Origin of the sequence: Enterobacter sp. Ag1, from assembly GCA_000277545.1 — a bacterium.
In the GTDB taxonomy this organism is placed as follows: Bacteria; Pseudomonadota; Gammaproteobacteria; order Enterobacterales; family Enterobacteriaceae; genus Cedecea.
The window spans coordinates 1-23547 of the sequence record AKXM01000049.1 but is presented as its reverse complement, the minus strand read 5'-3'; the positions used below and the strand labels follow the sequence as shown (position 1 = coordinate 23547).

At 53.5% G+C, this 23547-nt stretch carries 27 protein-coding genes; 9 read left to right on the top strand and 18 right to left on the bottom strand.

From position 1 onward, the window contains the following. Nucleotides 1-37: 37 nt before the first annotated feature. Nucleotides 38-1003: a DMT family transporter gene (locus A936_RS18390; protein ID WP_008460419.1), complete on the top strand. Its 966-nt coding sequence runs from the start codon at nucleotides 38-40 to the stop codon at nucleotides 1001-1003. A gap of 62 nt (nucleotides 1004-1065) precedes the next feature. Here A936_RS18390 and A936_RS18385 read toward each other — a convergent pair whose 3' ends face one another. Further along, nucleotides 1066-2721: a methyl-accepting chemotaxis protein gene (locus tag A936_RS18385; RefSeq protein ID WP_008460418.1), complete on the bottom strand. Its 1656-nt coding sequence runs from the start codon at nucleotides 2719-2721 to the stop codon at nucleotides 1066-1068. A gap of 245 nt (nucleotides 2722-2966) precedes the next feature. Here A936_RS18385 and ytfE point away from each other — a divergent pair, with 245 nt between their 5' ends. Beyond that, entirely contained in the window at nucleotides 2967-3632 is a 666-nt protein-coding gene (ytfE, locus tag A936_RS18380; RefSeq protein ID WP_008460417.1) for an iron-sulfur cluster repair protein YtfE, read from the top strand. 65 nt (nucleotides 3633-3697) lie between these two features. Here the strand turns inward: ytfE and cycA are convergent, their stop codons facing one another. Both cycA and bamJ read right to left on the bottom strand, forming a co-directional pair. Beyond that, complete coding sequence (gene cycA, locus A936_RS18375; protein ID WP_008460416.1) at nucleotides 3698-5110, bottom strand: D-serine/D-alanine/glycine transporter; 1413 nt, start codon at nucleotides 5108-5110, stop codon at nucleotides 3698-3700. A 278-nt stretch (nucleotides 5111-5388) separates the two neighbouring features. Beyond that, the gene (gene bamJ, locus A936_RS18370; protein WP_008460415.1) at nucleotides 5389-6009 is read right to left on the bottom strand and encodes a BamJ family beta-barrel-assembly machinery protein; all 621 of its coding nucleotides are present in this window, start codon (nucleotides 6007-6009) and stop codon (nucleotides 5389-5391) included. Nucleotides 6010-6280: 271 nt separating this feature from the next. On the opposite strand from bamJ, the gene A936_RS18365 reads away from it, so the two are divergent. Beyond that, a complete protein-coding gene (locus A936_RS18365) occupies nucleotides 6281-6874 on the top strand; it encodes an OapA family protein (RefSeq protein ID WP_034809886.1) in 594 nt (197 codons plus the stop codon). Between the two features lie 69 nt (nucleotides 6875-6943). Here A936_RS18365 and rplI read toward each other — a convergent pair whose 3' ends face one another. Genes rplI through rpsF form a run of 4 tightly spaced genes read right to left on the bottom strand, consistent with a single transcriptional unit; the run spans nucleotide 6944 to nucleotide 8385 of the window. Beyond that, entirely contained in the window at nucleotides 6944-7393 is a 450-nt protein-coding gene (gene rplI / locus A936_RS18360) for a 50S ribosomal protein L9 (RefSeq protein ID WP_008460412.1), read from the bottom strand. Nucleotides 7394-7434: 41 nt separating this feature from the next. Further along, nucleotides 7435-7662 carry a 30S ribosomal protein S18 gene (gene rpsR, locus A936_RS18355; protein WP_000135199.1) on the bottom strand — a complete coding sequence of 76 codons (228 nt, stop codon included), beginning with the start codon at nucleotides 7660-7662 and terminating at the stop codon, nucleotides 7435-7437. A gap of 4 nt (nucleotides 7663-7666) precedes the next feature. Next, nucleotides 7667-7981 carry a primosomal replication protein N gene (gene priB / locus A936_RS18350; RefSeq protein ID WP_008460409.1) on the bottom strand — a complete coding sequence of 105 codons (315 nt, stop codon included), beginning with the start codon at nucleotides 7979-7981 and terminating at the stop codon, nucleotides 7667-7669. Between the two features lie 8 nt (nucleotides 7982-7989). Further along, a complete protein-coding gene (gene rpsF, locus A936_RS18345) occupies nucleotides 7990-8385 on the bottom strand; it encodes a 30S ribosomal protein S6 (RefSeq protein WP_008460407.1) in 396 nt (131 codons plus the stop codon). Nucleotides 8386-8732: 347 nt separating this feature from the next. Here rpsF and yjfY point away from each other — a divergent pair, with 347 nt between their 5' ends. Then, the gene (yjfY, locus tag A936_RS18340; RefSeq protein ID WP_008460405.1) at nucleotides 8733-9008 is read left to right on the top strand and encodes a DUF1471 family protein YjfY; all 276 of its coding nucleotides are present in this window, start codon (nucleotides 8733-8735) and stop codon (nucleotides 9006-9008) included. A gap of 139 nt (nucleotides 9009-9147) precedes the next feature. Here the strand turns inward: yjfY and A936_RS18335 are convergent, their stop codons facing one another. The 6 genes from A936_RS18335 to ulaA are packed head-to-tail and all read right to left on the bottom strand — an operon-like array spanning nucleotide 9148 to nucleotide 13555. Next, complete coding sequence (locus A936_RS18335; protein ID WP_008460404.1) at nucleotides 9148-9834, bottom strand: L-ribulose-5-phosphate 4-epimerase; 687 nt, start codon at nucleotides 9832-9834, stop codon at nucleotides 9148-9150. Next, on the bottom strand, nucleotides 9834-10688 hold the full coding sequence (locus A936_RS18330; RefSeq protein ID WP_008460403.1) for an L-ribulose-5-phosphate 3-epimerase: 855 nt from the start codon (nucleotides 10686-10688) through the stop codon (nucleotides 9834-9836). The genes A936_RS18335 and A936_RS18330 overlap by 1 nt, the downstream gene beginning before the upstream one ends. 9 nt (nucleotides 10689-10697) lie before the next feature. Beyond that, nucleotides 10698-11348, bottom strand: a complete 651-nt coding sequence (locus A936_RS18325; protein ID WP_008460402.1) for a 3-keto-L-gulonate-6-phosphate decarboxylase UlaD — start codon at nucleotides 11346-11348, stop codon at nucleotides 10698-10700. A 12-nt stretch (nucleotides 11349-11360) separates the two neighbouring features. Next, nucleotides 11361-11828 (bottom strand): PTS ascorbate transporter subunit IIA, encoded by a 468-nt coding sequence (ulaC, locus tag A936_RS18320; protein ID WP_008460401.1) that lies wholly within the window; start codon nucleotides 11826-11828, stop codon nucleotides 11361-11363. Next, nucleotides 11828-12142, bottom strand: coding sequence for a PTS ascorbate transporter subunit IIB (ulaB, locus tag A936_RS18315; RefSeq protein ID WP_008460400.1), 315 nt, complete (start codon nucleotides 12140-12142; stop codon nucleotides 11828-11830). The genes ulaC and ulaB overlap by 1 nt, the downstream gene beginning before the upstream one ends. 12 nt (nucleotides 12143-12154) lie before the next feature. Beyond that, nucleotides 12155-13555 (bottom strand): PTS ascorbate transporter subunit IIC, encoded by a 1401-nt coding sequence (gene ulaA, locus A936_RS18310; protein WP_008460399.1) that lies wholly within the window; start codon nucleotides 13553-13555, stop codon nucleotides 12155-12157. 358 nt (nucleotides 13556-13913) lie between these two features. Here ulaA and ulaG point away from each other — a divergent pair, with 358 nt between their 5' ends. Continuing rightward, the gene (ulaG, locus tag A936_RS18305; RefSeq protein ID WP_008460396.1) at nucleotides 13914-14978 is read left to right on the top strand and encodes an L-ascorbate 6-phosphate lactonase; all 1065 of its coding nucleotides are present in this window, start codon (nucleotides 13914-13916) and stop codon (nucleotides 14976-14978) included. 118 nt (nucleotides 14979-15096) lie between these two features. Continuing rightward, nucleotides 15097-15852, top strand: coding sequence for an HTH-type transcriptional regulator UlaR (gene ulaR / locus A936_RS18300; RefSeq protein WP_008460394.1), 756 nt, complete (start codon nucleotides 15097-15099; stop codon nucleotides 15850-15852). A 3-nt stretch (nucleotides 15853-15855) separates the two neighbouring features. On the opposite strand, the gene yjfP is transcribed toward ulaR, so the two are convergent. Next, on the bottom strand, nucleotides 15856-16584 hold the full coding sequence (yjfP, locus tag A936_RS18295; protein ID WP_008460391.1) for an esterase: 729 nt from the start codon (nucleotides 16582-16584) through the stop codon (nucleotides 15856-15858). A 166-nt stretch (nucleotides 16585-16750) separates the two neighbouring features. Here yjfP and bsmA point away from each other — a divergent pair, with 166 nt between their 5' ends. Together bsmA and yjfN are read left to right on the top strand one after the other, a co-directional pair. Further along, nucleotides 16751-17080, top strand: coding sequence for a biofilm peroxide resistance protein BsmA (gene bsmA / locus A936_RS18290; RefSeq protein WP_008460390.1), 330 nt, complete (start codon nucleotides 16751-16753; stop codon nucleotides 17078-17080). A 157-nt stretch (nucleotides 17081-17237) separates the two neighbouring features. Continuing rightward, complete coding sequence (yjfN, locus tag A936_RS18285; protein WP_008460389.1) at nucleotides 17238-17513, top strand: DUF1471 family protease activator YjfN; 276 nt, start codon at nucleotides 17238-17240, stop codon at nucleotides 17511-17513. Nucleotides 17514-17528: 15 nt separating this feature from the next. Here yjfN and A936_RS18280 read toward each other — a convergent pair whose 3' ends face one another. The 4 genes from A936_RS18280 to nsrR form a co-directional block, all read right to left on the bottom strand. After that, complete coding sequence (locus tag A936_RS18280; RefSeq protein ID WP_008460388.1) at nucleotides 17529-19163, bottom strand: isovaleryl-CoA dehydrogenase; 1635 nt, start codon at nucleotides 19161-19163, stop codon at nucleotides 17529-17531. A 108-nt stretch (nucleotides 19164-19271) separates the two neighbouring features. Further along, nucleotides 19272-20003 (bottom strand): 23S rRNA (guanosine(2251)-2'-O)-methyltransferase RlmB, encoded by a 732-nt coding sequence (rlmB, locus tag A936_RS18275; RefSeq protein ID WP_008460387.1) that lies wholly within the window; start codon nucleotides 20001-20003, stop codon nucleotides 19272-19274. A gap of 179 nt (nucleotides 20004-20182) precedes the next feature. Further along, nucleotides 20183-22630, bottom strand: coding sequence for a ribonuclease R (gene rnr / locus A936_RS18270; RefSeq protein WP_008460386.1), 2448 nt, complete (start codon nucleotides 22628-22630; stop codon nucleotides 20183-20185). A 38-nt stretch (nucleotides 22631-22668) separates the two neighbouring features. Next, entirely contained in the window at nucleotides 22669-23094 is a 426-nt protein-coding gene (gene nsrR / locus A936_RS18265) for a nitric oxide-sensing transcriptional repressor NsrR (protein WP_008460383.1), read from the bottom strand. A gap of 250 nt (nucleotides 23095-23344) precedes the next feature. Between nsrR and A936_RS23000 the strand changes: the two genes are divergently transcribed. Further along, nucleotides 23345-23547, top strand: a 203-nt coding sequence (locus A936_RS23000) for a helix-turn-helix domain-containing protein (RefSeq protein WP_157141436.1), incomplete at its 3' end; no start/stop codon positions are given.

Sequence of the window (23547 nt, the reverse complement as noted above, 5' to 3'; positions counted from 1 at the left end):
ACACTGCCGCTAAATTGTGTTGTTGCAGGAAATAAAGATGTTAAGTGGTGTGCTGTACGCCCTGCTGGCGGGGCTGATGTGGGGATTAATTTTTGTAGGGCCAATTATCGTCCCGGACTATCCGGCTGCCCTGCAGTCGACCGGGCGCTATCTGGCCCTTGGGCTGATTGCGATTCCCATTGCCTGGCTTGGGCGTAAGCGCCTGCGCGAGCTGAGCCGCCAGGACTGGTTTACCGCCCTGAAGCTCTCGAGCGTCGGGAACCTGATTTATTACGTCTGCCTGGCAAGCGCCATTCAGCGTACCGGGGCGCCTATCGCGACGATGATCATCGGCACGCTGCCGGTGGTGATCCCCATTTTTGCTAACCTGCTATACAGCAAAAGAGACGGCAAGCTGCCGTGGCGACGCCTTGCCCCGGCGCTGGTGGTGATTGCCGCCGGGTTAATTATGGTAAATACCGCCGAGCTTCGCGGAGAGCAGGCCGATTTCAGCTGGTGGCGCTACGCCAGCGGTATTCTGCTGGCCTTTGTTTCGGTGGCCTGTTGGGCCTGGTATGCCCTGCGCAATGCCCGCTGGCTTCGGGAAAATCCGGATAAAAACCCAATGATGTGGGCCACGGTTCAGGGGCTTTCCACGCTGCCCTTCTCGCTTATCGGTTATGTCGCCGTGTGCATTTGGATGGGCAGTCATGATTCAGGCTTTACCCTGCCCTTCGGCCCGCGCCCGGAAGTCTTTATCACCCTGATGCTGGCGATTGCCGTTCTCTGTTCGTGGCTGGGTAATCTGTGCTGGAACATCGCCTGCCAGCGCCTGCCGACGGTCATTGTCGGCCCGCTGATCGTCTTTGAGACCTTAGCCGGCCTGGCTTACACCTTTATGATTCGCCAGAGCTGGCCGCCGCTGCTGACGCTCGGCGGGGTGCTGTGCCTGACGATTGGCGTGGTGCTCGCGGTGCGCTCCAAACCGGAGAAAGCAACGGTGGTTCAGGTTTCCGAGGCATAAAAAAGCCGGGGTTTAGCCCGGCCTGCGAGAAGAAGATCCCGGCTTAAAATCGCCGGGATTTTTTAGAAGGTTTCCCAGTTCGCATCCGAAACCGGCATCACCTGTTTGGCTTTTAATTGCGGCGTTTTTACTTGAGCTGCTTTTACGAGACTCGGCGCACGACGGCTGATTTTAAACACCGCTACCGCTTCATTAAGGCGCGAAGCCTGCTCTTCAAGCGCAGCCGCTGCGGCCGCGGACTCTTCGACCAGCGAGGCATTCTGCTGGGTCACGCGGTCCATCTCCGCCACGGCCTGCCCAACCTGGTCGATACCCCGGCTTTGCTCGTCCGACGCGGACGCAATTTCACCCATAATATCGGTAACCCGGGTTACGGCACTGACGATTTCCGCCATCGTTTTACCGGCTTCATTCACCAGATCTGAGCCTGCGTTAACGCGCTCGCCGGAATCATCGATCAGCGCTTTAATCTCTTTTGCCGCCTGGGCACTGCGCTGGGCAAGCGTCCGCACTTCACCCGCGACCACGGCGAACCCACGCCCCTGCTCACCCGCTCTGGCCGCTTCTACCGCAGCGTTAAGCGCCAGGATGTTAGTCTGGAAAGCAATACCGTCAATCACGCTGGTGATTTGGGCGATTTTGCTTGAGCTGGTGGCAATTTCATCCATCGTCCGCACCACGCCTTCGACCACATTGCCGCCTTTTTTCGCGGTCGTGGAAGCGTCCAGCGCAAGACGAGAAGCCTGCCGTGCGTTGTCGGCGTTTTGCTTCACCGTCGCCGTCAGCTGTTCCATGCTGGCCGCCGTTTCTTCCAGCGAAGCCGCCTGCTGTTCGGTACGGGAAGAGAGATCGTTGCTGCCGGCAGAGATTTCACCGGCGCCGGTATAAATGGTGTCGGCCCCGTCGCGCACTACGCTGACGGTATTTGCCAGGGCGGTTTGCATCTCTTTCACGCTATTAGCCAGCAGGGCCATTTCGTTTTTGCCTTCGGCCTCAATAGGCCTGGTCAGGTCACCTGCGGCAATGGCACGAATATGATCCATCACTTCACGCAGCGGCATCAGCAGGACGCGACGCATCGCGACCCAGCTCACCACAATCACGCCGATGACGCCAAGCATGACGACGCCGAGGATCCACAGAATCCGCTGGTAGTCGGCCTGATTATCGCGCACGCCCTGGCTGGACAGCTCGGCCTGCTCATCGCGCCATTCGCGGTAGACCTTCTGCATCGCCACCTGCTTTTGTTCCGCATTCTGCTTGAACATTTGCTCGAGGTTGCCCTCGGCCAGGAAGGTGTTCATTTTGGCTAGCGTTGAAGCGTAGTTATGGTATTGCGCTTCCAGCTCATCGCTCAGGTGTGGACGTAAACCTGGGGTATCGGGTAACGCCTGATACTTTTCGAAATGGCTTTGCGCTTCCGCCAGCAGTGAATTAGCCGTGGCGACTAACTCCTGGAGCTGCCCGCCGTTGATCTGATTCGCCATGCTGCCCTGAATACGCAGCATGCCGCGGTTCAGCGTGACACGGGCCTGGTTGAGGCCGATCCAGGCATCGGTAAATTCAGCCACGTTCTGGCTGGAGAGTTGGGAGACGGTGAAGTTGTTCTTATCGTTATTGAGGGCATTGATGAAAACCGTGGCTGAGAGCAGCTGCATGAGCCCCAGCACAATTAACACGGTAACCAGTAAGGTGATAACTTTCATTCTTTTAAACATGTATAGCCTTTTATTATGCAGATATTGTCCGACGTCTAACTATCGGCAGTACCTCCTGGTTATTTATGCTTCGTCCATCAATAAACCACCATTTTTGGGGATTTTTTGTAATCATTCAGTATGTTAAGCAGAAAACATTTTTTGTGATCCACATCTCGCTATGATCGCTGCCCCGAAAGGGTTATAGTGCCCACATAAAGATGCATTTAAAATGCATCTTATATTTCATGATGAGGAATCAAGCTATGGCCTACCGCGATCAACCTTTAGGTGAACTGGCGCTGACTATTCCACGCGCTTCCGCGCTGTTTCGTAAACTGGATTTGGATTTTTGCTGCGGCGGGAAACAGACGCTGCTGCGCGCGGCAACGCGTAAGGAATTGGATCTGGACGCTATCGAAGCTCAGCTGACCGCATTATCCGAAGAGCCGGTAGAAAAAGACTGGCGCGCTGCGCCGCTGGCAGAAATCATCGACCACATTATTGTGCGCTTCCACGACCGCCACCGTGAGCAGTTGCCGGAGCTGATTCTGCAGGCAACCAAAGTCGAGCGCGTCCATGCCGATAAGCCCAACGTGCCGAAAGGGCTGGCGAAATACCTCACCATGCTGCATCAGGAACTGAGCAGCCACATGATGAAAGAGGAACAAATCCTGTTCCCGATGATTAAACAAGGCATGGGCACTCAGGCCGGCGGCCCGATTAGCGTGATGGAAAGCGAGCATGATGATGCGGGCGAACTGCTGGAGGTGATTAAGCACACCACCAATAACGTCACGCCTCCGCCGGAAGCCTGCACGACGTGGAAAGCGATGTATAACGGGATTAATGAACTGATTGAAGACCTGATGAACCACATCAGTCTGGAGAATAACGTTCTGTTTCCACGCGCGTTGAGCGGGGAAAAATAAGTAGTTCGCCTTACAAAAAAACCTCTCCAGAAAAGGAGAGGTTTTTTAACATTTATACTGCGCGCTTACTTACCGATATTTGCCAGACGTTTCTTACCGATGAACAGCCAACCAGCCCCCAGCACAATGAACCACAGCGGCGTCACGATCAGCGCCTGACGGGTATCATCTTCCAGCGTCAGCAGGACAATCACAAAGACGAAGAACGCCATGCACACCCAGCACATCAGCTTGCCCAGCGGCATCTTATAGATGGACTTCTCGTGCAGATGAGGACGCTGTTTGCGGTACACCAGATACGAGCAAAGAATGATGGTCCAGACGAACATGAACAGAATCGCGGAAACCGTGGTGATCATAGTAAAAGCCGCAATCACGTTCGGGTTCACGTAAAGCATTACCACGCCGCCCAGCAGACAGATACAGGAGAAGGTTAACCCTTTCGCCGGTACCGCACGTTTGGAAAGCTTAGCGAACGCTTTAGGCGCCACGCCGTCCTGCGCCAGGCCGAACAGCATACGGCTGGTGGAGAACACGCCGCTGTTCGCGGAGGAAGCCGCAGAAGTCAGCACCACAAAGTTGATGATACTTGCCGCAGCCGGCAGGCCGACCAGCATGAAGAGCTCAACGAACGGACTCTTGTTCGGCACCACGGAGCTCCACGGCGTCACCGACATGATGATGATCAGCGACAAGACGTAGAACATAATGATACGCACCGGGATCGAGTTAATCGCCCGCGGCAGTGATTTTTCAGGATCTTTGGTTTCAGCGGCCGTGGTGCCCACCAGCTCAATGCCCACGAAGGCAAAGACCGCTATCTGGAACCCGGCAAAGAAGCCGCTGATGCCTTTCGGGAACCAGCCGCCGTCGTTCCAGAGGTTGTTGAAGGAGGCCTCAACGCCAGACGGGGAATGGAAGCTAGTCAACACCATCACCAGGCCGATGACGATCAGCGCCACAATAGCGACGATTTTGATCATCGCGAACCAGAACTCCATCTCACCGAACATTTTCACGGTGGCCAGGTTCAGGCTCAGCAGCACCAGCACAACGGCCAGCGAGGCGACCCAGTCGGAAAGCCCGGGGAACCAGAACTGGGCGTAGGCGGTTATCGCCACGACGTCCGCCATACCGGTCACCACCCAGCAGAACCAATACGTCCAACCGGTGAAATATCCCGCCCACGGCCCCAGCAAATCTGCGGCAAAATCGCTGAACGATTTATATTCCAGATTCGATAGCAGCAGCTCGCCCATCGCACGCATCACGAAGAACAGCATAAAGCCGATGATCATGTAGACGAAGATGATGGACGGCCCCGCAAGGCTGATGGTTTTCCCTGACCCCATGAACAAGCCGGTGCCGATGGCACCCCCAATGGCAATAAGCTGAATATGGCGGTTTGTTAAATTACGCCGCAGCGACTGCTCGGTCGGCGCCTGAGCGTCGTCCGCGACTTTGACCTGATCTACCATGTTTGTATTTTCCTGTACCTGTCTGTTTTTTCAGGCTCTACTGGCCCGTGAACTGTTTTTACGTGATGTTGTTTTGTGTGATACGAGGTAAGAATCGGTGGGATAAATAATAAGCACAAGGGTAATGTTAATTTTTTGTTTAATTTGAGTGTGAAATCGCATTCACTGCGCGATATGGCTCACAAAAATACCCGTAAAACAGGTTAATGCAAGATAAAATCACGCTAGTTTATTATTAGGCAATGCAAAACCCCGCACCTGGCGGGGTTCTGAGCGCTTTACAGAATTTCCAGCAGCTCGACTTCAAACACCAGGGTGCTGAATGGTGGGATAGAAGCACCGGCACCGCGCTCACCGTAAGCGAGGTTGTGCGGAATGGTCAGTTCCCATTTGGAGCCAACCGGCATCAGGGTCAGCGCTTCGATCCAGCCAGCAATAACGCCGCTTACCGGGAACTCTGCCGGTTCGCCACGCTGGACGGAGCTATCGAAAACGGTGCCGTCGATCAGCTTACCGGTGTAATGCACGCGAACGTGATCTTTCCGGGCAGGAATTGGGCCAGTACCCTGAGTGATAACGCGGAATTGCAGGCCAGATTCGGTGCTGCTCACGCCTTCTTTTTCTGCGTTCTCAGCCAGGTATTTCTGGCCTTCTACCGCCAGCTCTTTCTGACGTTCGCGACGCACTTCGTCCGCACGTTCGTGAACTTCACGCAGAGCGCGGTGTACAACGTCAACAGGCACGGCAGGGGCATTCCCTTCCAGCGCGTCACGGAGGCCAGCGACCAGCGCTTCTGGCAGTAAACCTTGCAGGCCGGACTCGCTCAGCTGCTGGCCTACCTGCAGACCAATACCGTAACTTGCTTGTGCTTCGACGCTGTCAAAAGAAGGGGTTGTCATGGATTTTCCTTTCATGATGTTTAAAAGCAAGCCCGAAGCATAACAGCGTCAATCCACAGGGTAAATGACATTGGAGGAAAGGTGACAAATGCAAACGAAACGGGAACAATAGCTTAAGCGGGCGCAAAACTGCGGTTCACCGTCACGGAAACCGGGATTGCCACAGGCATCAAACAGTTAGCGTTTACACTCTAAATAATTCGAGTTGCAGCCAATACCGGCAGCTTGAAGCAGGACGAGTCTATACTGGAAAGTATTCTTTTGAGGAGGGTTGCCCATGCAATTCGCTGTTAAACCATGGCTTACGCGGATTTGGCATGCACCTGAGCATATCCGCTTGTTGGATCCGTTACCTCCCCTGCACCGCCGAGGCATTATCCTTGGCTTCGCGTGCGTCATTCTCGGCTTTCTCCTGCCAGGGGCAGATAACGATAGTCGCCCGGTCTCACGCGATGCACAGCTCTCCGTACAATCTCAGTCACCGATGCAGGCTGAACTGACGCCTTCAACCAATAGCAATGTTCCAGCGACACCGGTTGAACCTCCACGCGTGGAGGAGCAACCCCAGGCTTCCGTTCCCCATGACAACAATGATATTGAGCAGCAGTGGCGCTCCTATCGCGTAGCGGCCGGCCAGACGATGGCCCAGCTGTTCCGCGATCATAATTTACCGCCAGCGGACGTTTACGCGATGGCGCAGGTAGAAGGTGACAGCAAGCCGCTGAGCAACCTACAGACCGGGCAAATGGTGCAGATCAGGCAGAATGCCAACGGGGTGGTGACGGGCTTAACCATCGATATCGGCAACGATCAGCAGGTGCTGTTTACCCGCCAGCCGAACGGCAGCTTTATTCGCGCGCAGTAAACGCGTCCGGCCTCAGAAAAGCAAAACGCCAGCACGAGGCTGGCGTTTTTACGAGCAGTGAATAAAAACTTATTCAGCTACAACGTTTACAGTCAGTTTAGCGAATACTTCGCTGTGAACCTGGAAGTCCACTTCGTGCTCACCGGTGGTGCGCAGAACGCCGTTCGGCAGGCGAACTTCGCTCTTAGCAACAGCAACGCCAGCTGCAGTTACAGCGTCAGCGATGTCGCGAGTACCGATGGAACCGAACAGTTTACCTTCGTCGCCAGCTTTGGACGCGATGGTTACGGTTTCCAGTGCGTTGATTTTCTCAGCGCGAGCTGCAGCAGCAGCCAGAACGTCAGCCAGTTTAGCTTCCAGTTCTGCACGGCGTGCTTCGAAGAACTCAACGTTTTTCTTGGTAGCAGGAACAGCTTTACCCTGTGGTACCAGGAAGTTACGAGCATAGCCCGCTTTAACGTTAACCTGATCACCCAGGCTACCCAGGTTTGCTACTTTATCAAGCAGAATAACTTGCATTACCTTATCCTCTCAAAGTCGTATTAATGGACCGTGACCGATTACTGATGACGATCAGTGTACGGCAGCAGAGACAGGTAGCGAGCGCGTTTGATAGCGCGAGCCAGCTGACGCTGGTATTTTGCACGGGTACCGGTGATACGGCTTGGGACAATCTTACCGCTTTCGGTGATGTAGTTTTTCAGCGTAGCGATATCTTTATAGTCGATCTCTTGAACGCCTTCCGCGGTGAAACGGCAGAACTTGCGACGACGGAAATAACGTGCCATATGGCTAGTCTCCAGAATCTATCAATTCAATCTGCTCGGCATGCAAGACCACTTTGTTCAGGCCATTTTTCATCTGATGACAAGTAATGAACCCATGAACCGTGATTTGCGTACCGACCGTTATACTGTGAGTAATGGCCTGGTTCGCGTGCCCGCTAACAATCACTGGCATTCGGCACCATGCCTGCCGGTTAAGACCGGCTTCCTCTTGCACAGAACGGTGCTCAAGCACGAACTGGCAGTGAGGAATTCCTGAGGGGCTGACCTTGCGAAGGGGCGTCTTGCACACTGTGCCAGACAACGCCAGGCGGTTGGCCATCATCAGAATTACTCTTCAGAATCCCCAGCATCTGCATCATCAGCGGTTTCGTTAGCGAAATCATCGCGACGCTCACGGCGCTCGTCTTTCGCTTTAACCATTGGAGATGCTTCGGTAACCGCGTGCTTAACGCGCATAACCATGCTGCGGATAACGGCGTCGTTGAAGCGGAAGTTAGTTTCCAGCTCATCGATCGCTTCCTGCGGAGCTTCAACGTTCAGCAGAACGTAGTGAGCTTTGTGCAGTTTGTTGATCGGGTAAGCCAGCTGACGGCGGCCCCAGTCTTCCAGACGGTGGATCGTACCTGCTGCTGCAGTGATTGCACCAGTGTAACGTTCGATCATGCCCGGAACCTGTTCGCTCTGGTCAGGATGGACCATAAAAACGATTTCGTAATGACGCATCGAATTGCTCCTTACGGATTATTCAGCCTCCTGTCAGGGTCAGCCGCGGCCCATGGAAGCAAGGAACGTGTTTGAATTGCGGCTGAAAAATTGACGCGTAATCATACTTACCCAGGCCGCCAAACTCAAGGCCGCAGGCAAATAAATTCTCTTTATGACAGGGGGAATGGCTAAGCCTGTGAATTTCAAAACAAAGCAGCAGATCGTCAAAATATTTTGAAAGAGACCATCAGAAATGGTCACTTTTTATTCAGCCATCAGGAATTACACTTATTGGTAACAGGCCGCCACAGCCATTAACAGGAGCGACGACCACGGATTTCAGGTTTGTTGTAGTGGAGCGCATCATGAAAAATATCGTTATTGCCCTTGCCGCTGTTCTGCTCTTTAGCGCAAATGCGGCCGCAGCTATAAAAATCGACGCCCGCCAGGCCAGAAATATGGACGACGTTCAGAGCCTGGGCGTTATTTACATCAACCACAACTTCGCTACCGTTTCTGAAGCGGAATCGGCCATTCAACAGGATGCTGACCAGCACAACGCGAAGTTTTATCACACGATAATCATGAGAGAACCGGGCAGCAACGGCAATATGCACGTCAGCGCTGACATCTACCGGTAGTTTGAGAGTACGCGTAAACACCAGAGAAGACACCACGACCTAAAAATCCATGTTTGACTTGCCCCCGCTTGCGGGGGCTTTTTTTGGATAACGCCCCAATACCGCTGGTGACAGCGGCTTTAACATCCAACACCCGCGTTCACTTTTGCCCGTAATAGGCATTCGGACCATGCTTACGCATGAAATGCTTGTTTATCAGGTAATCATCCATGCGGCCAAGGAGGGGATTAATACCGCGAGCAATCCACGCCATTCTGGCGACTTCTTCCATAACGACCGCGTTATGCACCGCATCATGAGCATCTTTGCCCCAGGCAAAAGGCCCGTGTTGAAACACCACAATTCCCGGCGTATGCAGTGGCTCCATTACGTCCAGCGTTTCAATGATCACCCGCCCGGTGTTCAGCTCGTAATCCTCTTCAACTTCACTGGCGCTTAACGCTCTGGTGCACGGGATGTCGCCAAAGAAGTAGTCCGCATGAGTCGTGCCCAGCGCAGGAATGGCAAGACCGGCCTGCGCCCAGGCCGTAGCATGCGTCGAGTGGGTATGCACCACGCCGCCAAGACGCGGATAGTGGCGATACAACGCCAGATGCGTAGCCGTATCGGAAGAAGGACGGAGCTTACCTTCCACCACATTGCCCTCCAGATCCACCACCACCATATCGTCCACACTCATGATCTCGTAGGCTATGCCGCTGGGTTTAATGACCACCAGCCCACGCTCCCGGTCAATGGCACTCACGTTGCCCCAGGTGAAGGTCACCAGGCCATAGCGCGGTAAATCCATATTAGCGTCAAAAACCTGCTGTTTGAGCTTTTGCATTATGATGCCTCATCCAGTCCAGCCCGCACCATCCGCGCTCTCACCCAATCGCGTGCGCGCGCCACTTCTGCTGCCGGGTCATCGGCCGTTTCACTCCACATTTCAATCAGGTAGGGGCCACAATAGCCACTCTGTTGGAGGGTCTTAAAACAACCTTCGAAATCAACCACGCCTTCACCAAACGGCACGCTTTTAAACACACCTGGCCTTGCATCCTTCACATGCACTGCGACGATATGCCCTATCCCGGCCTGTAGCTCCATCTGCACATCGTTATCCCACGCGGACAAGTTGCCAATATCAGGATAGAGCTGGAACCACGGATTATTCAGGTAATGGACATAGCCCAATGCCTTACTGACTGAATTCATCAGCGGGTAATCCATGATTTCCATCGCCAGCATCACCTGCGCGCGGCTTGCCATTTCGACGCACTCTTTAAGGCTCTCGCGAAAACGGCGGCGCGTCTCGTCATTGGCCTCCTGATAATAAACGTCGTAACCCGCCAGTTGGATAACTCGAATGCCCACATCCTGTGCCAGTTGAATCGCCTTGCGCATGATCTCCAGACCGTGGTTCCGTACCGCATCGTCTTCGCTACCGAGAGGGAAACGTCGATGAGCACTGAGGCACATAGAAGGAACACGCACACCGGTTTCGGCAATCGCATTGACCAAAGCGAGGCGCTGTTCTTTGCGCCAGTCCAGGCGAGCCAATCGGGCATCGGTTTCATCAACCGACATCTCGACGAAGTCAAAAAGGAGTGTTTTCGCCAGCCGCAGGCGTTCCAGCCAGCACTCCCCGGAGGGAAGTGCTTTTTCATAGATGCCGAGCGGAATATGTTTCGACAGCATAACCGCTCCTTAGCCCCACAACTGGGCAATAGAACGTTTAAACTGCCGTGCCGCTTCCGCAGGTGCAGCCGCATCGCGAATGCTGCGACCGGCAATAAAGACGTGAATCGGAATCCCCTGGAAAAGCGGCAAATCTTCCAGCGTCAGGCCGCCGGTTACGGTGACCTTAAAGCCCATATCAGACAGACATTTAATGGCATTGATATCTGCTTCGCCCCACGCCATACCGGCCGCCTGTGCATCACGGCTACGGTGATAAACCACCTGCGCGATGCCCGCATCACGCCACGCCTTCGCCTGCGACCACGTCCAGTAGCCTGTCAGTTCAATCTGTATATCACCGTCAAACTCTTTCGCCACATCCAGTGCGCCCTTGACGGTGTTAAGATCCGCACAGCAAATAACGGTTACCCAGTCGGCGCTCGCTTCAAAACACATGCGGGAAAGAATTTTACCGGCATCGGCAATTTTGGCATCAGCCAGCACAATTTTTTGCGGATAGAGCGACTTCAGATCGCGAACGGAGCGTACACCTTCAGCCACACAAAGAATGGTACCAACTTCAATGATGTCCACTTCATCGGCAATCAGGCGGGTTGTTTCATATGCGGAAGACATTGATTGATTATCCAGCGCAACCTGCAACATTGGTAATGACATTTGATGCTCCTTTTAAACAGCCGCCGCAGTGGCATTATCAATTAAATCGAGTACTTCCTGCGTGGTGCGGCAGGCACGTAAACGGTCAAAATTAGCCTCATCTTCAAACAGATTGACGATCTGCATGATGCCCACTTCCTGATGGGTGCTGGCGTCAATGGCCGCCATGGTGATAAGAATATCGACCGGATCATTATCTTCATGGTTGAACACCAGAGGCGTTTTTAGCGTCACCAGCGCGAAGCCGGTTTTCTTGACCCCCTCTTCCGGGCGGCCATGCGGCATCGCCAGCCCTGGCGCAATCACAAAGTAAGGACCATGCTGCGCAACACCATCAAGAATGGCCTGGTAATAACGCGGCTCAACAATGTCAGCCTTAACCAACAGATCAACACTCAGCTTTACCGCTTCCTGCCAGGTACGGGCCTCAGCCTGTAAAAGGATGGTGTTATTGTCTGCCAGCGAATTACGTAGTTTCATTAGCTGCCCTCCTTCACATCCTGTGGAAAGTGAGCATTGATCACCTCCAGCAGTTTTGGCCCAAAATCAGCAGGCGAGAGCATATTTCGCACCCCAACAACATATTTATTGCCTGTTACGGTGATTTCTCCCGCGATATGCGTGGATGCGATGATGATGTCCGCGCCGTTGAGTTCACTTTTGTATTCCCCCACCGCGCAACTGTTTACCGTATGGTCAATATTTGACTGAGTTAAAAACTGGTCCACTTTCATCTTCATGATCATGGAACTCCCTTGCCCATTGCCACACACGGCCAGGATACGTACGGTCATAATCGAGACTCCTTAGCGAGCAGAAACTTCTGCTGTTTGTTTTTCCGCATCTTCCTCCGCTCGCAAACAACGGCCAGCGAAGAACATATAGGCCAGAGCAATCAGAATGATGACGGCCATAAAGACCAGTCCGACAGAGGCGAAGCCCTGCATCATCGGTGGTGCCAGAATTGACCAGTCGGCCATCCCCATCCAGGCGCTCATGCCGGTAAGTTTTACCGCCCAGACACAGCCAAAGATTTCAATCATCCCCATCACCAGACAAATCTTCAGCGCAGCACGCCAACCGCCAAAGTGATTAGCAAAGACGCCGATGGTGGCGTTCGAGAAGAACATTGGGATAAAGCCCGGAATAATCAGAATGGAAGAACCGAGGCCCACCAGAATACCGACGGCGATCAATTGGCCGATGGTGCCCCACAAAAAGCCCCAAACTACGGCGTTTGGCGCAAAGCTATAGATAGCGGCACAATCAATCGCCAGCACTGCGCCAGGAATCAAACGCTGGGAAATACCGTTGAACGCTTCGGACAGCTCGGCGACGAACATACGCACGCCCTGAGTGATGATGAAAATAGCCACGGCGAACGAGAAACCGGTTTGCAGGATATAGACCGTCCAGTGGGTGCTGCCCGCCATCGCCTGGACAACGTCGATACCAAAGGAGAGCAAAATGGCACCGAAGAAGAGGGTCATCACAATCGCCGTAGAGACGATGTTGTCATGGAAAATATTAAGCCAGCCCGGTAGCTTGAGGTCTTCAACGCTCTCCTCTTTTTTACCAAGATACGGCGCGACTTTATAAGCCACCCAGGAGGCAAACTGCTGTTGATGGCCAATAGAGAAACCGCAGCCGTCAGTCACTTCCTGCGTCGGCTTAAACATCATATTGGCGGTAATGCCCCAGTAGAGCGACACCAGCACTGCAGTACAGATAATCGTCGTCAACATTGGGTAGCCAAAGATATAGAAAGCAACGGCAATCAACCCCGCCTGCTGGAACATGATGTGGCCGGTCAACATGATGGTGCGAATGCCTGTGATCCTGCGAAGCAGAACGTAAATGATGTTCAGCGCCAGCGCGAGTAGTACGGCATATCCCACCCAACTGTAGGCATCACCCATACGCTCAATAGTTGCCATCATTGACGCATAGGTGTCAGAGATCGCGCCGTTGATACCATACACTTCCGACATTTTTGCCACCACGGGCTTAAAAGTGCTCGTCAGAATGCCGGAACCCGCCTGCAGCAACATGAAACCAATAATGGTTTTGATGGTGCCTTTAATGATGACGCTGACGCTTTTGCGTAGAAGGATGTAGCCCAGACACGTCACGATACCCAGCAACAGCGGGGCGTTAGTCATGACCTGATTAAAGAACACGGTAAAGACGTTGTAGAGGATCTCCATAACTCTCTCCAGAAATAAGAACGCGAGGGGCAATCCCTTCGTGGTGGGTGCCATCACTCTAGCAATCACAAATGATCACCAAAAGATCAAATTTGATTAATTGTGATGCATCACGCAAATTATTTCCATAGGATGAGAATGGATTATCACCGCCGTTCAAAGTAAAGAAAATAAACCATTAAATTCAATTAAATAACCAAAACTCACCGATATCAAACCAACATAAAGATAGATTTACGCTGCCGTTTTCAAGTCGAAATACCGATATCAGGCTATTGCAAACTGAATCAAATAGTGCCATTTTAAATCAAATTAAATCACACTGTGAATTATTTTGAATTAAAAAGGAGTGAAAACGATGAATAAAGTGAACACGATCACCCGTGAATCATGGGTTCTGAGTACCTTTCCGGAATGGGGTAGCTGGCTGAATGAAGAAATTGAACAAGAGCAGGTTGCGCCGGGCACCTTTGCCATGTGGTGGCTGGGCTGTACAGGCATCTGGCTGAAATCAGAAGGCGGGGCCAATATTTGCACCGATTTCTGGTGCGGAACAGGTAAGCAAAGTCACGGCAACCCGCTGATGAAAACAGGCCATCAGATGCAACGCATGGCGGGCGTGAAGAAACTCCAACCCAACCTACGTACTACACCGTTTGTTCTGGATCCATTCGCCATTCGCCAGATCGATGCCGTACTGTCCACGCACGATCATAATGATCACATTGATGTGAACGTTGCCGCCGCAGTCATGCAGAACTGTGCTGATGACGTACCGTTTATCGGCCCGCAAACCTGCGTTAATCTGTGGATTGGCTGGGGTGTACCGAAAGAACGCTGCATCGTGGTAAAACCTGGCGACGTTATAAAAATAAAAGATATTGAAATCCATGCGCTCGATGCGTTTGACCGTACCGCGCTGATCACGTTACCGGTCGATCAAAAAGCTGCGGGGGTGCTGCCGGACGGGATGGACCAGCGCGCAGTGAACTACTTATTCAAAACGCCGGGTGGCACGCTGTACCACAGCGGTGATTCTCACTACTCCAACTACTACGCAAAACACGGTAACGAGCACCAAATCGATGTGGCTCTGGGCTCCTATGGCGAGAACCCACGCGGTATTACCGACAAAATGACCAGCGCGGATATCCTGCGTATGGCCGAATCACTGAACGCCAAAGTGGTCATCCCGTTCCATCACGATATCTGGTCAAATTTCCAGGCCGACCCACAGGAAATCCGCATGCTGTGGGAAATGAAGAAAGATCGGCTGAAATATCACTTTAAGCCCTTCATCTGGCAGGTTGGGGGGAAATTCACCTGGCCGTTGGACAAAGACAACTACGAATACCACTATCCACGTGGGTTCGATGACTGCTTCACCCTGGAACCCGATCTGCCCTTTAAGTCCTTCCTGTAAGATGTCTCCGGCGAGCGGTCAATACAAGCCGCTCGTCGGAATTTCTTTCCGTCCACATTAGTATTTTCATCTGATTTTAAATATTATCTTTGCTTATCACTTTTAATCGGATTTGCTCATGACGGAAGCGCAAAGACATCAAATTTTACTGGATTTGCTTGCACAAACGGGGTTTGTCACCGTGGAGCAAGTGATATCCCGGCTGAAAATCTCTCCCGCAACGGCTCGGCGTGATATCAATAAACTCGACGAGAGCGGCAAACTGAAAAAAGTCCGCAACGGTGCGGAAGCCGTTAGTGAGCAGCGTCCGCGCTGGTCGCCGATGAACATTCATCAGGCTCAAAACCATGATGAAAAAGTACGGATTGCCCGCGCGGCTTCTCAGCTGGTCAGCCCAGGTGAAAGCATTGTTATCAACTGCGGCTCCACAGCCTTTCTGCTCGGCCAACAGATTTGTAGTAAACCGGTACAAATCATTACCAACTACTTACCGCTGGCAAATTATCTTATCGAACAGGAGCATGACAGCGTGGTTATCATGGGGGGGCAGTACAATAAAAGCCACTCTATCACCCTCGGGCCACAGGAGAATGAAACGTCGCTGTATGCCGGACACTGGATGTTTACCAGTGGCAAGGGACTGACCGCCGAAGGTTTGTATAAAACCGATATGCTAACCGCAATGGCAGAGCAGAAGATGCTGGGAGTGGTGGGCAAACTGGTGGTGTTGGTTGACAGCAGCAAAGTCGGGCAACGGGCTGGAATGCTGTTCAGCCGCACAGATCAAATAGATCTGGTCATTACCGGCAAGCAGGCCGATCCTGAAGTCGTGCTAAAACTTCAGGAACGTGGCATCAAAGTCATCCTGGTTTAGTGCTTACAGGTACCGGACAAAAAACTGGCTTGTGGCGTCTAACGCTTCGGGCGTAATGCGATGTTTGACGCCCGCTTCCCATACGCAAGTCAGGTTTTTATCCAGCTTGTTCGCCCCCAGGGCCTGCTGCAACCTGAACGTTTCGACGGCGGGCACAACATCATCTTCTTCACCGTGCCAGAGCAGTAACGGCCTGTTGCTTAGCGCTTCAAGCTGCTCGCCAACATCGTAATCCTTCAGACTGACGATAATCTTGTCACGTACCTCCACCGAAGGTGGAAACAGCGTCTGGGCGAGAGTCGTAAAATAGCCAGACCCCATCAGGCAGGCAACGCAGCGGACTTCAGGCTGCCGCGCCATAATCCCCAGCGCCGTCATGCCCCCCATAGAAGCCCCTCCCACGGCAAGTCTGCCCTCAGCAACACCGCCGGAGTTGATTAATGCCTGATAGAGAGCCGGGAATTCATCAATACTGTTTTTTAAAATCGGCCAGAACTTCTGCAGGCGAGCGTGAGCGTCACCGCTGTATCGAGCGCCATGATCGAGCGCATCAGGCATGACAACACGAAATCCCCGCTGCGCCAGCGCCACAGCGAAATAGCTATAGACCAGTTTTGAAGAGGTAAACCCGTGATAGAAAATAACCGTCGGCAGCGGGGACTGCTTCATTCTGGCAGGGACCGCGTGCAGCACTTCAACATCAGCAAACCGCTCATTATAAATTTCGATCATCTTCTCTTCTCCTCCGGCGAAATATCAGGGAAAGTAACGCAGATTAGGGATTATTGTAACGATGAGATCTAGCTAGCGATTTTCATTCGAAAGTCAGCCAAAAGCGCGCCTGAGATAACAAATCGGGAACATTCCCCCTTTGCACGGCCAAACCCGGAACTACACTATGATCGTCAAGAAACGAGAAACCATCATGCCACGGCTATCCGTACTATTTTTGGCAGCCTTACTCAGCGCCTGCAGCGTGCTTCAGGGTACACCGCAACCAGCACCGTCGCCGACGAATTATCCGCAGGAAGTACAGCGCACTCAGACTGCGGAATTAACAAAAATAGGCACCGTGACCGCCGTGGTACGTGGCTCTCCGATGGACTCAGAAGCCATTATTAAGAAGAAAGCCGCAGCAGCAAAAGCCGATTATTATCTCATCATTATGAATGATGAGACGGTTATCCCGGGCCAGTGGTATTCACAGGCTATTTTGTATCGAAAATAGCCGAGGCCGATAGCCGTTATTTATTGATATTTACACAGCTTTTCGCCGCTTGATCGTTTCTTATGCACAATGGACCTCGCCCTCAGGAAGCGGGGTCAGCTTTGAGTAAGCGAAGGATTGCCCTGTAACTTCGGGGTAAAATGATAAGGAACTGACAATGAAACGATCCCTTGCCTTAACGACACTGCTGTTATCTGTTGGCCTCATTCCGACGCTGGCGCAGTCCGCCGAGTTTGCCAGCGCGGACTGCGTAACGGGCCTCAATGAAATCGGATTAATTTCGGTCAATAACATTGCCGGCAGCCCGCAGGACGTCGAACGTATGATCGCGCTGAAAGCTGACGAGCAAGGCGCTTCCTGGTACCGCATTATTCAGATGCAGGAAAACTCTCTGGCCGATAGCTGGCGAGCGCAGGCCATTCTCTACGCGTAAAGGCCCGCGATTTTATTAAGCCACGCCTCCCGTTGCCCGCAGCAGCACGTCATTGATGACCTGCTCGGGCAAAAGCGATTCTCCCCGTTCATCCAGCATCATACGGCACCAGGCTTCCGCTGCCGGGGGTGAAAGTGATTTAAGTAATTGTGCCCCACAGGCGAGATTAGCCAGCTGCTGAGTAATTTCTCTGCCTCTCTCCTCCTGAGGCTTCCGCAAACGCTGCTGCAACTGCCGCCAGCTGCGATCGAAATGCCGGTTTTGCCCTTTAACCTCATCAAATTCGCTGCACAGCATCTCCATTGCCGCAGGCTGTTTGGCGAACACGCGCAGCACATCAAGGCTCATAATATTGCCAGATCCTTCCCAGATGCTGTTTACAGGCATTTCACGATATAACCGAGGCAACTCGCTCTCTTCGCAGTAGCCCACGCCACCCAGCACCTCCATCGTTTCTGCCACAAAAGGGATCCCTGCTTTACAGATGCTGAATTTCGCGGCCGGGGTAAACAAACGGCTGTAGGCCAGCTGTAGAGCATTGTCCGGAGACTCCCACGCTCGCGCCAGACGGAAAAGAAAAGCCGTCTGGCCTTCAAGCCGCAGCGCCATTTTTCCCAGTAGCTGACGCATCATCGGCTGTTCGATAAGCGTTTTGCCAAAGGCCTGCCGCTGAAGGGCGTGGCACAAGGCCACGGAGAGTGCTCGCCGCATCAGACCGTGACTCCCCAGCGCACAGTCGAAGCGGGTAAATCCGCCCATCTTCAAAATATGACGAATGCCTTCGCCTTCCTCACCAATAAGCCAGGCCGTGGCATCACAGAACTCGACTTCACTGCTGGCGTTTGAACGGTTGCCCAGCTTGTCCTTGAGCCGTTCAAGACGAACGGCATTGCGCTGGCCGTCCGGCAGAATACGCGGTAAGAAGAAGCACGACAGTCCGTCCTTAGCCTGAGCAAGCACCAGATGCGCATCGCTTTGCGGCACGGAGAAAAACCATTTATGCCCCACCAGCCGGTAAGCCTCTCCGGCCCCTCGTCCAGCCAGCGGTTCCGCGCGAGTCGTGTTACTCAGCACGTCAGATCCCCCCTGCTTTTCAGTCATTCCCATACCGATCAGCAAACCACGTTTTTGTTCACCCGACAGCAAATGTGCATCATAGCGATCGCTCAGCAAGGGCTTGCGCCAGCCTTCAAATACTTTGGGTAAGTGCTGTAGCAGCAGTGGCGTTGCTCCAAACGTCATCGTAATCGGGCAAAGCGTGCCCGCTTCAACCTGAGCATGCTGGATAAACCGAGCCGCACGGGCAACAAAAGCGCCCTGACGAGCATCTTCTTGCCAGGCCAGGTTGTGAACCCGATTAGCAAACAGGCCTTGCATCAGCAAATGCCAGGCGGGGTGAAAACGAACGTCGTCCAGGCGCTCTCCGCTGGCGTCAAACCGCAGCAGCTCCGGCGGATTGATATTTGCCAGGCGGCCGAGCTCCAGAGATTCTGCAGATCCCAGCTGTTGGCCGATGCTGGCCAGCAGTTCAACATCCCAGCCAGCCCCTTCACGGACGACAGCTTCTCGCAACGGGATGTCTGAAAGAAAAAGATTGCTGTTGCTGAGGGGTTTGGGTTGATTAAAAACGGTGTGAGTTTGCCAGCGCATGCTGTTCCCTCCATCTGTGGCAATGCCAGTAAGTATGGACGGAGATGCGGGTTCTGCGCGGAGAGGGATCACAAACGGGGTGTTTCCACCCCATTCAGATGATGTGGCTTAACCGCGCTGACGCACGATTTCGAACAGGCAAACGCCGGTGGCAACGGACACGTTCAGAGAAGAAACGGTGCCGGCCATTGGAATGCTGACCAACTCATCGCAGTGCTCGCGGGTCAGACGACGCATGCCTTCACCTTCTGCGCCCATAACCAGCGCCATCGGGCCAGTGAATTTGCTCTGGAACAGAGTATGGTCCGCTTCACCGGCGGTGCCGACGATCCAGACGTTCTCTTCCTGCAGCAGACGCATGGTGCGGGCCAGGTTGGTGACGCGGATCAGCGGCACATTCTCCGCTGCGCCACAGGCAACTTTTTTTGCCGTCGCATTCAGCTGCGCGGAACGATCCTTCGGGACGATAACGGCATGCACACCGGCCGCGTCTGCGCTACGCAGGCAGGCACCAAGGTTATGCGGATCTGTTACACCGTCCAGGATCAGCAGGAACGGACGTTCGTGTTCGGCGATCAGGTCAGGCAAATCGTTTTCCTGATACTGGCGGCCCGGCTTCACTCGGGCGATGATACCCTGGTGTACCGCGCCTTCGGCTTTCTCGTCGAGCCACTGGCGATTTGCCACCTGCACCGGGATCCCTTGTGCTTCAATAGCGTGGATCAGCGGCAGCAGGCGCTTGTCTTCGCGACCTTTCAGGATAAAGACTTCCTGAAAACGCTGCGGAGCACGTTCAAGCAGGGCCTGGACGGCGTGAATGCCGTAAATAATTTCACTCATCGATATCACTCATTGCGGACGAGGGTTCGCCCGTGTTGGTTTGTTCATAATCGGGATTTTTCCCCTCACCCCGGCCCTCTCCCCAAAGGGGCGAGGGGGAAAACGATAAAAGCATACATTATCGTTCTGTTTGCCCCCTCTCCCTTTCCGGGAGGGAATACGTCAGAGTGAGGGTTATATCAGCTCGCCTGCTTCTTCGCGGCGCGCTTCGCCTTCGTTGCTGCGGCTATTTTACGGGTTTTGTCAGACGGCGCTTTGGCTTTCTTCGGTTTCTTTCCAGCCTTCTCTTTCTTTGCTTTCGCTCCGTCTTTCTCTTTACGGAAAGCATTGTCCGGCTCGAAGTTTACGCGCTTGCCTGCCTGACGGCGCTTAGATGGCGCACCACCCTTTCCGCCTCGCTTCGCTTTGTCTTTTGCCGTTTTACCTTCGCCACGCGGCGCACGCGAGCTTGAGATCAACGCGAAGTCGATCTTGCGCTCGTCCATGTGCACGGCTTCCACCCGAACCTCAACGCGGTCGCCCAGACGATAAGTCTGCCCGCCGGATTCGCCAATCAGGCGCTGACCAATCTGGTCAAAGCGGTAGTAGTCGTTGTCCAGCGTCGAGACGTGAACCAGGCCGTCGATAAACAAATCGTCCAGACGCACGAAGAAACCGAAACCTGTTACGCTGGCAATAATGCCGTTGAATACCTGGCCGACCTGATCCTGCATAAAGTCGCACTTCAGCCAGTCCGCTACGTCGCGAGTCGCTTCGTCAGCGCGGCGTTCGGTCATCGAGCAGTGCTGACCCAACTGCAGCATCTCTTCCATGCTGTAGTGCCAGCCGCCGGATTCGGTGCTGTTCCCGGTATGCCCCTGCTCTTTTGCCAGTAAGTATTTAATGGCGCGGTGCAGGGACAAGTCCGGGTAGCGACGAATTGGCGAAGTAAAGTGCGCGTAGGACTGCAGCGCCAGACCAAAGTGCCCCCGGTTTTCCGGATCGTAAATCGCCTGTTTCATCGAGCGCAGCAGCATGGTTTGCAGCATTTCGTGGTCAGGGCGATCGGCGATAGATTCCAGCAGATCGGCGTAATCACGCGGCTCTGGTTTTTGCCCGCCTGGCAACTCAAGGCCCAGCTCAGCCAGCACCGAACGGAACGCGGTGATCGCATCGTTGCTTGGACGATCGTGATCGCGGAACAGCGCTGGCTCGTTATTCTTCTCGACAAAACGCGCCGCCGAGATGTTAGCGAGGATCATGCACTCTTCGATCAGTTTGTGTGCATCGTTACGCACGGTCTGCTCGACGCGCTCAATGCGGCGCTCGGCGTTGAAGATAAACTTCGCTTCTTCGCTTTCAAACGAGATCCCGCCGCGTTGAGCACGAGAAACCTCCAGCACTTTGTAGAGGTTATGCAGCTCTTCGATGTGTTTAACCAGCGGCGCATATTGCTCGCGCAGTTCCTGATCGCCCTGCAGCATATGCCAGACCTTGGTGTAGGTCAGGCGCGCATGGGAGCTCATCACCGCTTCATAGAATTTATAGCCCGTCAGGCGCCCTGCCGCGGAGATGGTCATCTCGCAGACCATACACAGGCGGTCAACCTGCGGGTTGAGGGAACACAGGCCGTTTGAAAGCACTTCCGGCAGCATCGGTACTACCTGCGACGGGAAGTAAACTGACGTCCCGCGATTGCGGGCTTCGTTATCCAGCGCCGTAGGAGGACGAACGTAGTAACTTACGTCGGCAATCGCAACCCACAGGCGCCAGCCACCGCCGCGTTTTTTCTCGCAGAATACGGCATCGTCAAAGTCACGCGCGTCTTCGCCGTCGATGGTCACCAGCGGTAGATCGCGCAGATCAACACGGCCGATTTTAGCTTCTTCCGGCACTTCTTCTTTCAGTTTTGCAACCTGGGCTTCAACTTCTTTCGGCCAGACGTGCGGGATTTCATGGGTACGCAGCGCCATATCAACGGCCATGCCGGTATCCATGTTGTCGCCAAGCACTTCAACAATCTTACCGATCGCTTTGGTACGACGGGTCGGACGCTGGGTCAGCTCGACCACCACCACAAAGCCCATACGGGCGCCCATCAGCGCTTCCGGCGGGATCAGAATATCGAAGCTCAGGCGGCTGTCGTCCGGCACCACAAAACCTACGCCTGCGTCGGTAAAGTAGCGGCCAACAATCAGCCCGGTTCTTGGCTCCAGCACTCGCACAATACGCGCTTCGCGGCGGCCTTTACGGTCCGCGCCGAGCGGCTGCGCCAGTACCAGATCGCCATGCATACACATTTTCATCTGCTCGGATGAAAGATAGAGATCGTCTTTACTTCCTTCAACGCGCAGGAAACCGAATCCGTCGCGGTGGCCGATCACTTTACCTTTCAGCAGATCCAGGCGTTCCGGCAGCGCGTAACACTGGCGGCGGGTGAAGACCAGTTGGCCATCACGCTCCATCGCACGGAGGCGGCGGCGCAAAGCTTCAAGCTGTTCTTCACCGGAGATTTTTAGTTCTTCCGCCAGCTCTTCGCGGCTGGCCGGTTTTTCACGTTTTGAGAGATGGTCGAGAATAAACTCCCGGCTTGGGATCGGGTTTTCGTATTTTTCGGCTTCTCGTTCCTGGAAAGGATCTTTTGACATTTCGGGTCCTCCGTTGTCATCCGCAGGTGGAATAGTGATTATTCCACCAGCAGTAATTTGTAGAGCGGTTGGTTTTGGTCCACCAGGTCGGCCAGCGTGTGCTTGTCCAGTTCCTGAAGGAAACTCTGCACCGCCTCAGCCAAAGCCTGTTTGAGTCGGCAGGCGGGGGTGATATGACAAAACTCACTGCTACAGTTCACCAATGAGAGCGGCTCCAGCTCGCGCACCACGTCGCCAATGCGGATCGTTTCCGCTGGCTTACCAAGGCGAATGCCGCCATTTTTTCCTCGCACGGCCATAACATAGCCCGCGCGGCTGAGTTGATTGATGATTTTCACCATGTGATTACGGGACACGCCGTACACCTCTGTGACTTCAGAGATATTGGTCATTCTCCCTTCGGGAAGAGAAGCCATATAAATCAAAGCACGTAAACCGTAATCAGTAAAACTCGTTAACTGCACATCAACCTCATGGGTGGGAGGGGAAACGCTTTGCGTAAGGCAAGTTGTACCTTAAAGCAGGTACATATTGATGATAAACCAGCCATATGGTTGCCAGCTAATTTATTTGATTGGAATGATGAATAAAGCGGCGGGAAGAAAGCGATACGGGGTGTGAAACTGTATGAACTGGCACATAGGTAACACTTTAAACCGGGCACATGGGTAACAGGTTATAACTGGTACGGTAAACTGAGTGAGGAGGTTTATCGTGCCCTGGCTTGAGACTGTTACCATGCAACGAATGCAATTTGTCATGGCATGCCTTGTAGACGGATTATCTGTCAGCGATGCCTGTCGCAGATTCAATATCAGCCGTAAAACGGGCTATAAGTGGTTAGCTCGTTTTTCAGGCGAAGATGTTAACTCTCTGGCTGACCGTTCCAGGGCACGCCATCATCAAAACACCATTCC